This window comes from Orenia metallireducens, assembly GCF_003001995.1.
Lineage (GTDB): Bacteria > Bacillota > Halanaerobiia > Halobacteroidales > Halobacteroidaceae > Orenia > Orenia metallireducens_B.
This window is the reverse complement of record NZ_PVNB01000021.1, coordinates 53430-67539: the sequence shown is the minus strand read 5'-3', so window position 1 is coordinate 67539 and position 14110 is coordinate 53430. Positions and strand designations below refer to the sequence as shown.

Annotated in this window: 15 protein-coding genes and 1 other annotated feature; of the genes, 1 reads left to right on the top strand and 14 read right to left on the bottom strand. The window is 33.6% G+C overall.

Going from position 1 to position 14110, the window contains the following annotated elements; genetic code table 11:
* The 5 genes from BX659_RS13750 to ilvD all read right to left on the bottom strand — a co-directional run.
* Window positions 1-541: thiamine pyrophosphate-binding protein (locus BX659_RS13750; protein WP_258176143.1), on the bottom strand; the 541-nt coding region annotated here is incomplete at its 3' end.
* 134 nt (window positions 542-675) lie between these two features.
* Window positions 676-964, bottom strand: a binding site (T-box leader).
* Between the two features lie 63 nt (window positions 965-1027).
* Complete coding sequence (locus BX659_RS13745; protein ID WP_097018129.1) at window positions 1028-1504, bottom strand: FUSC family protein; 477 nt, start codon at window positions 1502-1504, stop codon at window positions 1028-1030.
* 300 nt (window positions 1505-1804) lie between these two features.
* A complete protein-coding gene (rsgA, locus tag BX659_RS13740) occupies window positions 1805-2836 on the bottom strand; it encodes a ribosome small subunit-dependent GTPase A (protein ID WP_253250739.1) in 1032 nt (343 codons plus the stop codon).
* 56 nt (window positions 2837-2892) lie between these two features.
* On the bottom strand, window positions 2893-4098 hold the full coding sequence (locus BX659_RS13735) for a GNAT family N-acetyltransferase (RefSeq protein WP_172431911.1): 1206 nt from the start codon (window positions 4096-4098) through the stop codon (window positions 2893-2895).
* A 638-nt stretch (window positions 4099-4736) separates the two neighbouring features.
* Window positions 4737-6395 (bottom strand): dihydroxy-acid dehydratase, encoded by a 1659-nt coding sequence (gene ilvD, locus BX659_RS13730; RefSeq protein ID WP_097018132.1) that lies wholly within the window; start codon window positions 6393-6395, stop codon window positions 4737-4739.
* A gap of 199 nt (window positions 6396-6594) precedes the next feature.
* Between ilvD and BX659_RS13725 the strand changes: the two genes are divergently transcribed.
* Window positions 6595-7329 carry a CPBP family intramembrane glutamic endopeptidase gene (locus tag BX659_RS13725; RefSeq protein ID WP_097018133.1) on the top strand — a complete coding sequence of 245 codons (735 nt, stop codon included), beginning with the start codon at window positions 6595-6597 and terminating at the stop codon, window positions 7327-7329.
* A gap of 136 nt (window positions 7330-7465) precedes the next feature.
* On the opposite strand, the gene BX659_RS18820 is transcribed toward BX659_RS13725, so the two are convergent.
* From BX659_RS18820 to BX659_RS13690, 9 genes are all read right to left on the bottom strand, one after another.
* A complete protein-coding gene (locus BX659_RS18820) occupies window positions 7466-7693 on the bottom strand; it encodes a hypothetical protein (protein WP_097018134.1) in 228 nt (75 codons plus the stop codon).
* Complete coding sequence (locus tag BX659_RS19060) at window positions 7669-7824, bottom strand: hypothetical protein (protein WP_172431912.1); 156 nt, start codon at window positions 7822-7824, stop codon at window positions 7669-7671. Before BX659_RS19060 ends, BX659_RS18820 begins: the two co-directional genes overlap by 25 nt.
* A gap of 77 nt (window positions 7825-7901) precedes the next feature.
* The gene (amrA, locus tag BX659_RS13720) at window positions 7902-9311 is read right to left on the bottom strand and encodes an AmmeMemoRadiSam system protein A (RefSeq protein ID WP_097018135.1); all 1410 of its coding nucleotides are present in this window, start codon (window positions 9309-9311) and stop codon (window positions 7902-7904) included.
* 101 nt (window positions 9312-9412) lie between these two features.
* On the bottom strand, window positions 9413-10306 hold the full coding sequence (gene rocF / locus BX659_RS13715) for an arginase (RefSeq protein ID WP_097018136.1): 894 nt from the start codon (window positions 10304-10306) through the stop codon (window positions 9413-9415).
* Between the two features lie 2 nt (window positions 10307-10308).
* Complete coding sequence (locus tag BX659_RS13710; RefSeq protein ID WP_253250740.1) at window positions 10309-11379, bottom strand: alanine/ornithine racemase family PLP-dependent enzyme; 1071 nt, start codon at window positions 11377-11379, stop codon at window positions 10309-10311.
* 137 nt (window positions 11380-11516) lie between these two features.
* Complete coding sequence (gene rpsI, locus BX659_RS13705; RefSeq protein ID WP_097018137.1) at window positions 11517-11912, bottom strand: 30S ribosomal protein S9; 396 nt, start codon at window positions 11910-11912, stop codon at window positions 11517-11519.
* Window positions 11913-11932: 20 nt separating this feature from the next.
* On the bottom strand, window positions 11933-12361 hold the full coding sequence (rplM, locus tag BX659_RS13700) for a 50S ribosomal protein L13 (protein ID WP_097018138.1): 429 nt from the start codon (window positions 12359-12361) through the stop codon (window positions 11933-11935).
* Between the two features lie 206 nt (window positions 12362-12567).
* On the bottom strand, window positions 12568-13302 hold the full coding sequence (gene truA, locus BX659_RS13695; protein ID WP_097018139.1) for a tRNA pseudouridine(38-40) synthase TruA: 735 nt from the start codon (window positions 13300-13302) through the stop codon (window positions 12568-12570).
* 12 nt (window positions 13303-13314) lie between these two features.
* The gene (locus BX659_RS13690; RefSeq protein ID WP_097018140.1) at window positions 13315-14109 is read right to left on the bottom strand and encodes an energy-coupling factor transporter transmembrane component T family protein; all 795 of its coding nucleotides are present in this window, start codon (window positions 14107-14109) and stop codon (window positions 13315-13317) included.
* Window position 14110: the final 1 nt, after the last annotated feature.

The window sequence follows — 14110 nt, the reverse complement described above, 5'->3', positions numbered from 1 at the left end:
CTGGTAGATTGATCTCTTTGGGGTAAGTGAATTCCGCTTTTGCTAATAAAATATCTTTAGGAATATCAATTAAGACAGGTCCAGGTCTTCCAGTTCTAGCAATATGGAAGGCCTCCTTAATAATTCTAGGCAGATCCTTGATGTCTTGAACTAAGTAATTATGCTTAGTAATTGGAGTTGTAATCCCTGTAATATCTGCTTCTTGAAAAGCATCAGTTCCTAACATAGATTGTGCTACCTGACCAGTAAAAGCAACAATTGGTACAGAGTCCATATAAGCTGTAGCCAATCCAGTTACTAAATTGGTTGCCCCTGGACCAGAAGTAGTAAGACAAACGCCAACTTTACCAGTAGAACGAGCATAACCATCTGCTGCATGAATTCCTCCCTGTTCATGATGGGGCATTATATGTTTAAGCTTTGAATCATACAATACATCATAAATAGGGATAACCTTTCCTCCTGGATAGCCAAAGATTATATCTACCCCCTCACAATAAAGTGATTCTACAAAAATTTCAGCTCCTGTCAATAATCTCATACTTAGCAACTCCTTCCTACTCTCTACTCATTTTTTTATAAGAGGCTAATACTACTCTACTCACTACTAACTATTTTATTTTTTATCATAGAATATAAAAAACCCCTCATCTCAATCAATGGATTGTCTCCATTAATTGGGACGAGAGGTCTTCTCACGTGGTACCACCCAAATTCACCACTATCTTAAAAATAGTAGTCTCAATAAGTACTCTCATACTAAATAATCTAGTACAATTTATACTCCAGCATATGATAACGGATGCTGTCTCCTAAAAATCAGGATTCCGGCAAAACCTACTTAAAATATCCTTTCAATTTTGCAGTTCAAGGGCTACAAAAATAATCCTTCAGATATCGGCTCTCAGCTACCCCGACTCTCTGTAATCCTAAAAATTATTTCCCTCCCTATCATAACCTTTAAAGAATGTATGTTATTTAATAGATAGTATATGTTAGTTATTTACATTTGTCAAGAGGTTTATTCCTATCCCTTCAAGGAAATATCACTATCTGTTTTTAAACCTCTATGGATAAAGATCACATAATTTATTAAAGTAGATATTGTAACTCCCAATAAAGTATCTGCCAATCTATAGATACTATAGTAAAAAGGAGTTACATAATCATATAAATTCACCATTATAGCTATAAAGACTATACAAGCTATATTAATTGAATTAGAATATCCAATCTTTTGGCATATCATTACGGTAATAAAGATGCCAACTCCACATAAAATTATACTGTTTTGATTTAAATAAGCAAAAAATATACCTGTGCCTGCTCCTATAAAGGTTCCCATCATTCTATTTTTAGCAGATTGAAAGCTATCAGCAAATCCTGTGCCTATAGTTACTACTGACGCTATAGCTGCATAAAAAGTGGATTCAATACCTAGTAATCTACCTATACCAATAGATAAAGAAACAGCTAATGCTACCTTCAAAGCTCTTTTATGCATAATACCCACCTTAAACTATAATAAATTTTCAAAATTATCCTTTATACTTCACTACCAATTATTTTATATGACTAAATTTTTAAAATAAAGTTTATCATCTACTCACGGATTTGTCAATATTAAAAATTAAGGCAAATTCTTAGTTATATGATATTAGAGAATTAAAATTTATTACAGAAACAGATCAGGAGGTCACCATAATGGCAACCTCCTAAAGGCTATACTTTTGTAATCAATATCAGATGAAATCCTTATCATTATCTCTACCTCTATTTCCTTGTACCAACTCCCATATCTTTTCTAAAACCCAAATATATCTTGTTGCATCAATTTAGCTGCTCGCTGGGCACCATACTTTCTCTTCCGTTCGATATATAATAATTCTCTTTCTAACTTCCTATAACTCTCTAGCCTTTCCTCTGGCAACTCACCTTCTTCTATCGCTTTTTTAACAGCACAACCAGGCTCAGCATCATGTTGACAATCATTAAATTTACAGTTTTTAGACAATTCTTCTATATCTGAAAAACTGCTACTTAGTCCTTCGGAATTATCCCATAATTGAATCTCTCTCATCCCAGGAGTATCAATAATAACGCCACCTTCTTCTAAAACTATCAATTCACGATGGGTAGTAGTATGTTTTCCCTTGCCATCATCCTCTCTAATCTCATTAACCTTCATCTTATCCTTACCGAGCAAATTATTAATTAAAGTAGATTTTCCTACTCCAGACGAACCTAATAAGGCAACAGCCTTTCCTTGTTGAAGGTACTGTCTCAATCCACCTATTCCTTGGTTCTCTACAGAACTGATCACATGAACTGGTACACCAACGGTAACTCCTTCCACTTGATTCTTCTTCTCCTCAATATCATCACATAAATCTGCCTTACTTAGGATTACAACAGGGTTAGCTCCACTATCCCAGGCAATTGTTAAATACCGTTCTATCCTTCTTAAATTAAAGTCTTGGTTTAAAGAAGTAACTATAAAAACTATATCTATATTAGCTGCTACAATCTGCTCTCTGTTCTTAGTACCAGCCATATTTCTAGAGAATTTACTTTTTCTAGGTAAAATATGATAGATTACTGCTCTATCTTCTAAACCTTGTAAAGAAACAACTACCCAGTCCCCTACAGCAGGAAACTCTTCATTATAACGCATCTTTCCTGTTATCTCTCCTAAAACTTCACCATACTCAGTATATAACTTATAAATCCCCTTATACTCAACAGCAACTCTAGCTACTTGATATCGTCCTTCATCATTAAATTGATTAAAATTACTCTCAAAACTTTGATTCCAACCTAAGTCTATTAAATTCAATGTTAGTTCCTCCTTGTTTATTTAGTGGAGGTATAAAACCTCCACTACCTTCTGTTCTAATAAGTCATATAAAAATGAGAGTTCATCTTAGGAAAAAGAATATTAACAAGCTCTTGATATTTAGAATTCATCTGACAATCAGGTAAAAAACTATTAATTTCTGACATACTCTTTTCTCCTAAAAATAATTTGATAGCTCCTTGAGGATTTAACTTAAGACCAAAGTGTGATTCTTCTCTCTTTTCTTTAACCAAGTCAATCTGTCCATTATCTATCTCAAATTTAATTAAATCTTTATAATTATCATAATAAAAATCAACCTGCTCATTTTTATAAATAGAATTACTCAACCTCTCTTCTAAAACAGGCTTTATATCAGTTAAGAACTTAAACTCATCTAGGATTCTTATCTGCCATGAGTACCACTGCTTCCAGTTATAGTCATATCTCTCCATCAGCTTGACAAATTTACTCTCCTGAGGAATATCTATATTAATAGACTTCTTCCCTTGCTTTTTAAAATAGTTAAGAACTACTTCATATATCTCAAAACTTAAATTATCAGAGATATCACAAATTTCAACTTCATCACCACTATTTAAGGATAAATAACCAACCTTATTTTGATTCTTTTCAATTATTAAATATCTCTTCCTTGTAATTGAAGAAATATAATCTAGCATCTGCGCCTTGATAATCCCTTCACCTTTAATTGTACATAAATCAGCTTTACTAGAAGCTTCTTTGAAGTTGTTAACTATAAAAGGAATATCCTCTTCTTTTGCTTCCCTAATTATAATCTCTTCATCAACTTTAGTTTCTACCTTATCTAAATTGAAATTTACACTACCCATAGGAACTGCATAATTAAAACCATAACGTCGGTAAAAATAAGGTATCCCTTCAATCCCGATAATGTTATATCCTAATTCTTCTGCTTTATCTAACAGCATTTCAGTTAATTTCTTATTAATTCCTCTTCCTTGATAATTTTTAGCTGTAGCCACAATTCCCATTTCAGCAGCCTCTAAGATAACCTGACCATATCTAATCGGCATCACTATTAAACTTACTGTTCCTACATACTTATCTGCCTTTTTATCATAAGCATAAAAACAGATATTCTCTTCCTTATTTGGAGAATTATAAGCTAGGTCATGAATTAACTCCATCTCCTCTTGAGCAAAAACCTCCTGGCATAAATCCTTGATACTTTCAAACTCCTCTTTACTTTTAGCAATCTTATATTCAATATTAGTCACCGCTAATAAATACCTCCTAATTTTAATAACTGAATTTTAAACTTTATTAAGCTAATCTATCACTCACTTCTTTTCTGATTGCAATCATTCGCATCACTCCTTAATCAAATTAATATATAATCATCAAAAAATTGATAAGAATTTCATATTTTATATACAAAAAAGCCATGGGTAGATAAACCCATGGCTTCAATATACTTAGATATATTATATAACAATAGGAGATATAGGGGCTCCTGTATATATAAAGGCTATGGGAATAAACCCATAGCCTAAAATATCGTACTATACGATAAATATATAACTATATCTATTAAGATGAGTTTATTAATCTAGGTTACTCTCTTAATCCTGAAGGATATCTAAAAATAGACGCACTAATCCCTTGGACATTTAAGCCTAAAAAGCTTAAGATAATCAGCTCACACATTTTTTTAAATAAAAAAGTATGAAATCTTTTTAAAAGAGAATAACATATTAAATTTGTTTAGATTAATAAACCAACTTGCATTCACACGCCCCCTATTTTCTACTATCTGACTATATTATACAAATAAATGATTTGATTGTCAATTTGTATCTAAAATAATTCAGCAATTACAATATAAATAAGAAAAAGGGCAGAGATGCCCTTTTTCTTATTTAAACACTGCACCTGTACTAGCTGAACTAACCAACCTAGCATAACGGGATAAATATCCAGTCTTAATCTTAGGTTCTGGTGCTTCCCAGTTAGCTAATCTAGCTTGAATCTCTTCATCAGTTAAATCAATATTTAATTTTCCATTAGGAATATCAATCTGAATGATATCTCCTTCTTTAACAATTGCCATTGGTCCACCTTCCATTGCTTCTGGTGATACGTGACCAATAGCAGCTCCTCTAGTAGCTCCTGAGAAACGTCCATCAGTAATTAAAGCTACCTCTTTATCTAAACCAACACCTGCAATTGCGGAGGTTGGTGTTAACATCTCTCTCATTCCTGGTCCACCTTTAGGCCCTTCATATCTAATTACAACTACATCTCCAGGATTAATCTTGCCTGCATGAATAGCTGCAACTGCCTCTTGCTCAGCATCAAATACTTTTGCTGGACCTTCATGGACTAACATTTCATCAGCAACAGCAGCCTGCTTAACTACAGAACCATCTGGAGCTAAATTACCCTTTAAGAATGATAATCCACCTTCTGCATGATAAGCAGTAGCGAAATCTCTGATTACGTCTGTATCCAATACCTTTGCCTTTGCTAAGTTCTCCTTAATAGTCTTTCCTGTTACAGTGATTAAATCTTCATTAAGGATTCCTTCCTCACTTAACACCTTCATTACTGCTGGAATTCCTCCTGCCTCATGTAAATCCTGAATATGATGGCTTCCTGCTGGTGCCAAACTACAGATATGAGGAACCTCTTTTTTATATTTATTGATTAACTCTAAATCAAGTTCAATTCCTGCTTCATGGGCAATTGCTGGTAAATGTAAAGCAGTATTGGTTGAACAACCTAAAGCCATATCTACCTTTAAAGCATTCTCAAAAGATTCTTCTGTTAACATATCTAAAGGTTTAATATCCTTTTCAAACATCTCCATTACCTGAATTCCTGCATATTTAGCTAATCTGATTCTATCGGCATAAACTGCAGGGATTGTACCATTACCAGGTAAGCCTAATCCTAGAATCTCTGTTAAACAGTTCATAGAATTTGCTGTAAACATACCAGAACAAGAACCACAGGTCTGACATGCACTATTCTCTACTTCTAATAATTCCGCTTCCGAAATTTTATCTACTTTATATGATGCTACACTTTCAAATACAGTATTTAAATCGATATCTTTTCCTTTATGTCTTCCAGCTAACATTGCTCCACCACTAACTACTACTGTTGGAATGTTTAATCTAGCAGCAGCCATTAACATTCCTGGAACAATCTTATCACAGTTAGGAATTAAAACTAGAGCATCTAAGGCATGAGCTCGTGCCATAGTCTCTACTGAGTCAGCTATTAACTCTCTACTTGCTAAAGAGTAATGCATCCCTTCATGTCCCATTGCTATTCCATCACAGACACCGATTGCTCCAAACTCTAAAGGAGTTCCTCCTGCCATTCTAATTCCAGCTTTAGCTGCATCAGCTATCTTATCTAAGTCAGTATGACCTGGAATCAGTTCATTTACCGAGTTACAAACTCCAACTAAAGGATTATCTAATTCTTCATCAGTCAATCCCATCGCTTTAAACAATGACCTTTGAGGTGCTTTATCAATTTTTTTAGTTACGTTCTTACTTCTCATCTTCTCTCCTCCTTCTATGATTAGCTATCAAATAATTATTGTAGCTGCTAACGAATTTATATTAAATATATTCTAACAAAAATCTAATCTATTAGCAATTAATATTATAGAATTCAAATGTGAATATAAGAATTTAGCAGGAATTTTTTTACATATATAGAATAGATATCATATAATCTCACGGCTAGGAGGAATGGAAATGTCTAAAGAAGAGAATCCATCTACTGAAAATAATGATAATCAAAATAGATACTTATACCTTAAAGAGATTATCAAAGCACAGTTAGTTTGGTATCTAATTAATTTTTTGATTCTATTCTTTCAATTATATGTATCCTTTGATATACCATACATAAATAACTTCTATATAATGATTTTTAAGTTCATAGGAAGTAGTTTCTTTATCTCCTTCTTACTATATTATACTACTATGGTATATGACCTATCCTTTCAAGAGTTAGGAATCAGCTTTAAGAATTTTATTGAAAATAGCAAATTAGGTCTACAGTTAAGCTTTTTCTTTCTCTTTGGTATAATAATCATACATCTATCTGATAAGAACTTAAGGGTTAATTCCATAATCAATATACATAATGGAAATGATTTTAGGCTAAGTATAATTTATTTCGTTATTTTATTTATCTGTTATCTGATTCCCGCCTTTAGCAAAGAATTGTTCTATAGAGGCTTCGTCTATTATCATTTTAAAAAAGAGTATGGAATCATTATAGGATTTATGCTCAATACTTTATACTATGCCCTTAGCTATTTAGACTTAAGATTAATAACCATTGCAATTCATCTATTAATGGCAATCTTAACTACATATCTATATGAAAAGACTGATTCGTTAGTAACTTCAGTTATATTTCAAGCTACTTACCAAGCCAGTCTGAGTTTATATCTGTTTTCTTTTGACAAATGGCCTTTTTAAGGTCACTTTTATTCTTTTGTACAGTGTACTAGTTGAATTTTAATATAGATAATAGCAGTTAATGAGTATATTATATCAATTTCTCAACTATCATAAGAATTCATATTTATTTGTTATTCAATCAATTTATTCCATCCTATAAAATCACTTTAATCTCCTGTCCACAGTTAGAACACTTTTTACCATCGAGATTAATCTGTACAACATTATAGTTTCTAGAAATAACTTCTTCCTTACAGTTTGGACAATAGGTGTTTCGGTATTCTTGCCCCTCAACATTCCCCAAGTAAACATAATCCAACTTCTCCTCGGCAATCTCCTTAGCTCTAATTAGAGACTTTATAGGAGTTGGAGGTATGTCCAATTGATACTATTGTCCTCTACCTTTCTAACCTGACAATGACCACTCTGCCCTTCAGCTAACAAGCAATAATGGGGACAGAGTTGACATCTTATCCTCTTACCTTCATCTTGATAGTAAAGTGCTTCCTTCACTTTTTCACCCCACAATTTAAGTTTAAGAATAAAATTAAGTAATAGCTAGATCTTTTTCATTACTCAAACTTAAACTTTTACTTATATCTCGTTACTGTAAATCTCATCAATTCTATATCTTCTTCCTCTATTGGGATACCAGCTTTTCTCTTAGCTATCTCCACTTGCTTTTTAGCAGTATCTATACCTTCTAAATCTGGTAACAACAACCCAGCCCTTTCACCCCGTCTAACAATAACTCCATATTTCTTAGGGTTTAACTTCTCAATGCTCTCTATACTCTCCGCTTCTCCTAAAACATCTACAGCATAGGTTAACTCATCTATTTCATTAAGATTGACTGGCTCAAATCTCGGATCTTCAAAGGCAGCTCCAAGAGCATTGTAAATAATTTCATAGGCTAAATTAGCCTTAGTAGCTTGAGTAGTACCAATACATCCTCGTAAATTTCCATTTTTCTTAATTGAAACAAATGCTCCAGCTCTTCCAGCTAACTGAGGCTCAAGTTGAGCAGGTGGATCTATAACTTCCCTATTCTTGATATACTCTTCTACAGACTTTCTGGCTAGCTTGACAATTTCACTTTCATTACTTCTAATTTGTGATAATCTATCCTGCTTTCTTTTATGTAATTTATCTAACAACCCCACTTCTTCTTTCTTCCCTTTAACACGATAGGTCGCTACTGCATATCCTACGCCAAAAGGACCTTCATAAGATAAGACTCCACCATCAACATCTAAGCGGTCCATTGCCCCTAACATCATAGTTAAAGGGCGTAATCCACATTCTCCTGCTCGCTGAATCAGTTGATTATCCATCTCAAAGATATTCTCAACCTCTAAAGTGTTTAGATAATGGACTAATCTCTCATCAAAATCTTTAGCTTTAGGATCATAACCTGCTGGTGCATTAGTTGTTAGGCGATGTGATAGATCTCCACTAGCTAGTACAGTTACTTTAGATTCTAACCGCTCTGCTACTAGTTGGATTATCTTTCCAAAAGTGTATAGCTCCTCATAAGATAACATCCCAATATTAACTGGAACTATAGGTTTATTTACCCCTACTTCATTGAGATAATACATAGGTACTAGAACACCATGGTCCAATTCCATCTTGACCTCTAATTTTCTAGCTGTAGCTTTATCAATTCTTGCCGTAGTAATTTTATTCTTGTTTGCAGCTATAGCTAACTCACTGGTAAACTTCTCAGCTAACTTATAACTTAACTCTACATCTTCACGTCCAAAATCCCCAAAATCACCTGATAAATTCTCTGCACTTAAAATACTAACTGCATCAGAAAACACTGGTCCATGGGGACTGATAGTAACTATTATATCAGGGTCAACCTCTTTAATCTCTTCAGCCAACTTTCTGATACTAATTTGAGTTTTAGCAATCTGCTCAATCTCCTTTCCACCAATCTCAGGAATTAATATCGGTGGATGGGGTGCTAAAGCAGCCAGAACAACTCCTGTCATAGATAACCACTCCTTTTTTAATTTACAATGTACAGTTTACAATGAACAATTACTATTATTGTAGTTCTTAATTGTAAATTTCACATTGCTAATTGTTAATTCTATAATATTCTCTTACCAAGTGCTGAGGTAATCAAATCTACTGCTAATTCAGCAGTCCGATTATATCGGTCTAAGATAGGATTGACCTCAACTAATTCAATAGAAGTTAAAATATCAGCCTCTGCTATCATCTCTAAAGCCAGATGTGCTTCACGATAATTAATCCCACCCTTAACTGGTGTTCCTACTCCTGGTGCTTCTAAAGGGTCTAACACATCCATATCAAAGCTTAAATGAACCCCTTTGGTATCTTTACTACTAATCACTATTGCTTTTTGCATAACTTCAGCTATACCCATTCTATCAATATCATCCATAGTAAAAACCGTTACCTTTGATTCCAGTAATAAGTCTCTTTCACTTCTATCTAAATCTCTTACTCCAATCAGTACTACATTCTCTTCCTTTACTTTAGGTGTGATACCACCAATTTCTACTAACTTGTTCAAACCTCTTCCTACTAAGGTCGCGAGAGACATTCCATGAATATTCCCTGTACAAGTAGTTTCATGAGTATTAAAGTCACCATGAGCATCTATCCAAATAAGCCCTATGTTATCCTTAGCCTTAGCTAAACCTCCAACGCTACCAATACTAATACTATGGTCACCACCCAAGATAATAGGCATGATATTATCTTTAATTAGTACCTCTACTTTATTACTCAAATCTTCACAAATTTCAATAATCTCATCTAAATAATTAATATCTTCAGTTTTTAAATCTTTGGATTCTACATTTGGTATATTAACATCTCCAGCATCTTCAACATCTATACCCATATTTCTTATCATCTTAATTAAACCAGCATAACGTACTGCACTTGGTCCCATATCTACACCACGACAATTGGCACCAAGATATGAAGGAACACCCACTATCTTTACTTTCAAAGTTACTCCTCCTCTATATGATAGACCTTTTCTACATAAGGCGATGTCATAGCATGTAATAATGAACCATAACCCAATCTAAATTCTATCTCATCACCTAGTTTAATATTATCAACTTTGCTCAAATCAACAATTAAGTGATCACTACTAGCACCTTCGATGCTTATCTTAGGGTTTAGAGGAAAAAGAGAGTTAGGGTCTATATCCTGCCGTCCAATCCCTAAAATCCCTCGCTTTCTAACCCCTTTATCTAAAATCTCCTGTTTCTGACCAAAGGCATTATTTCCCTGCTCCCCTTGAGAAGCAGTTGGTTTTTCCTTTAACTCTATTAACTCTGCTATTAATTTAAAGGTAGCTAAGCTCGTCAATTCAAACTTTTCTCCACTAGGGACTTCTCTACCCAACAGGATGGTTTCCCCCACCCTCAGCTGATTGCTAACAGGGGTATGCTTTAAATCCAATAGTAATGGTAATGAGCTACTATTTCCTGCTGAAATAATAGGAAGTTCTATCTCTAACTCTTCCCTTATATTATTAACTAAATCCATCAATTGAGTCATATTATCTTGATTAGGTAATATTCCTCTAAAACAAGCTAAATTGGTCCCTAAGCCAATTAGCTCAATATTGGATAATTTCTTAGTAACTTTAGCCACCTCAAAAAGATCTTCTGGTAAGATCCCTTCCCGTCTGTCTCCTAGATCCACCATCAAAATTATCTTATGTACTTTACCCTTGCTGTTAGCTACTTGATTTAATCTCTTGATAAGCTCTAGCTCGGAATTCAGACTGATATCGACTATTTCTACGACTTCATTAACTTCACTCAACATTGGAATTCTAAGTAACATTAAGGGGCAATCTAAACTCTTTAACCCTTTTAAATTTCTAATTCTAGAATCAGCTAAACCAACTGCACCTCCTGCTAACATAGCTTTAGCAACCTTTAAGTCAGCAGTAGCTCCCTTAGTAACTGCCCAAATATCAATCCCTCTGTTACTTGCTAATTCAACTATCTTTTTGGTATTATTTTCTATCTCAGCTAGATTAATCTCAATTCTAGGATTTAACACTATAATTACCTCCGATGTCAACTACATATATAAATAGTATTTACTAAATAGCTATTATAATTTTCAATACACATAAGAAAAAAGGAAGAGTAAACACCCTTCCTCGGTAGTAAGTAAGATATATTGATGTAATGTGATTATCTTTTTGAAAATTGTGGCTTCTTACGAGCCTTCTTACGTCCATATTTCTTACGTTCTTTCATTCTTGGGTCACGAGTTAAGTAACCAGCTTTCTTAAGTGCACCTCTATAGTCACCTTCAGTTTCTAATAATGCACGAGCAATTCCATGGCGAATAGCTCCAGCTTGTCCTGAAGTTCCTCCACCTTCAACTGAAACAACTACATCAAATTCTCCTAAAGTTTCAGTTACTTCTAAAGGTTGCTTTACAACTTGCTCTAAAACATCTCTACCAAAATAGTCAGCTAAAGGCTTGTTGTTAACAACGATTTTACCGTCACCTGGCAATAATCTAACGCGAGCAACTGAATTTTTTCTCCGTCCAGTACCTAAGTATTCAACTTCTGCTGCCACTTAAATCTCCTCCTTCCGTATTATAGTTCTAATTCTTTAGGCTCTTGAGCTTGGTGTGGATGTTCAGCACCAGCATAGACCTTTAATTTTTTAAACATTTGACGACCTAATTTATTCTTAGGTAACATTCTTTTTACAGCAAGCTCGATAACCTTTTCAGGCTCTTTAGCTAATAACTCACCATAGGGAGTTGATTTTAATCCTCCAGGGTATCTAGAATGTTTATGATACATTTTTTGCTCTAACTTCTTTCCAGTCAAATGAACTTTATCAGCATTTACTACGATTACAAAATCTCCTGTATCGATATGTGGAGTATACATTGGCTTATTCTTACCTTGTAAAATCTTAGCTATCTCAGTAGCTACACGTCCTAATGTTTTACCATCCATATCTACTACATACCACTCACGATTAATGTCTTGTGGTTTAGCCATATATGTGCTCATTTTCTTCCCTCCTTGTAACTTATATTTATATTATTAACTTACACTGACCGGGGCTGCCAGCATGAGTGACAAACACAATCACGTATATTATTTTATTATAACCAGCAAAAAGTGTCAAGACTTTTTAATATTTATTTCTATCTACCTAACTAAGAGATTTAATAATTTATCTTTACTGAGATAATAACTAAAAGCTATCAGTGATATTAATAGTTAATCCTCTTTAAAATTAGACCTTGCGCTGGTGCAGTAGGTCCTGCTTTGCTTCTATCCTTAGCCGATAGTATGTCTTGAATAGCTTTAGGATTTATCCTTCCCAAAGCAACCTTGACTAATGTACCGACAATAATTCTGACCATATTATATAAAAACCCATTGCCATGAATACTCAACTTGATTAGTCTATCTTTTCTATCTATATCTATACTAAAAATCTTACGAATTGGAGTTTTAGCATTACAACCAGCAGAGCGAAAAGATGAAAAATCACGCTCTCCAATTAAATATTCTGCCCCTTCCTTCATTAGATCCAAATCTAATTGATTATAAATATGATAAGCATAATTACGATAAAAAGGTGAAGGAAATTCAGCATTATATATCTGATACTCATATATTTTATCAGCAGTATGATAACGAGCATGGAAGTCATCTGCAACTTCACAAGCATCTACTATTACAACATCATCAGGAAGTTTAGTATTCAAAGCTATAGGAAATTTAGCAGTTGGAATAGAACTTTCTACTTTAAAATTAAAGACCTGACCTTTGGCATGAACTCCAGAATCGGTCCTACTAGCAGCTATAATCTTAATTTCTTTTTTGACTAGACTCTCTATTGCTCTTTCAATTACTTCTTGAACGGCTAAAGCATTTTCTTGGCGTTGAAAACCATGATAATTACTGCCATCATAGGAAACAGTACACTTTAAATTTCTCATTAAATTCACCTACTATAGAAATATACCTACTAAACTTAAATATATTATACTTATAACTGTTACTATATAATCTTTCCGTGCAAAGGCTAATACATTCATTCTAGTACGATTTTCTCCACCACGATAACATCTAGCCTCCATAGCAAGAGCTAATTCATCAGCTCTACGAAAAGCATTTACAAATAAAGGCACTAATAAAGGAATTAAATTCTTAGCCTTCTGAATTAGATTCCCCCCCTCAAAATCAGCACCTCTAGCTTTTTGTGCCTTCATTATCTTCTCAGCCTCTTCCAATAATGTAGGAATAAATCTTAAAGCAATTGTCATCATCATAGCCAATTCATGGGCAGGAAGACCAATTCTTTTAAAAGGATTTAATAGCCTTTCTAGACCATCAGTCAACTCTAGTGGAGAAGTAGTTAATGTTAGCAAAGAGGTATATGAAATCAAAAAAATCAAGCGCAATGACATAAAAGATCCCATTCTTAGCCCTTCTTCTTCAATAGATAGAAAATTCCAATGCCATAAAACTCTACCACCTTTGGTCATAAAGAGATGAATAACTAAGGTAAATATAATAATAAAGAGCAAAGGTTTAATACTTCTTAGAATATATTTCAAATTAATCCTAGATAAGAATACCGTTAATAAAATAAATAAAGCCAAAACACCATAACCTAAAAAAGATTCTATTAAGAAAATAGAAATAATAAAAAAACTAATAACTAATATTTTAGCCCGTGGGTCGAGATTATGAATTAGAGAATCTTTTTCAATATACTGACCTATCATAATATCATTTAACATT

Coding starts and splice junctions, on each gene's coding strand:
- rplM (WP_097018138.1), bottom strand. CDS start 12,361: ATGAGCACATATATGGCTAAACCACAAGACATTAATCGTGAGTGGTAT.
- truA (WP_097018139.1), bottom strand. CDS start 13,302: ATGAGAAATTTAAAGTGTACTGTTTCCTATGATGGCAGTAATTATCAT.
- BX659_RS13745 (WP_097018129.1), bottom strand. CDS start 1,504: ATGCATAAAAGAGCTTTGAAGGTAGCATTAGCTGTTTCTTTATCTATT.
- amrA (WP_097018135.1), bottom strand. CDS start 9,311: ATGACAGGAGTTGTTCTGGCTGCTTTAGCACCCCATCCACCGATATTA.
- BX659_RS13690 (WP_097018140.1), bottom strand. CDS start 14,109: ATGTTAAATGATATTATGATAGGTCAGTATATTGAAAAAGATTCTCTA.
- BX659_RS13725 (WP_097018133.1), top strand. CDS start 6,595: ATGTCTAAAGAAGAGAATCCATCTACTGAAAATAATGATAATCAAAAT.
- ilvD (WP_097018132.1), bottom strand. CDS start 6,395: ATGAGAAGTAAGAACGTAACTAAAAAAATTGATAAAGCACCTCAAAGG.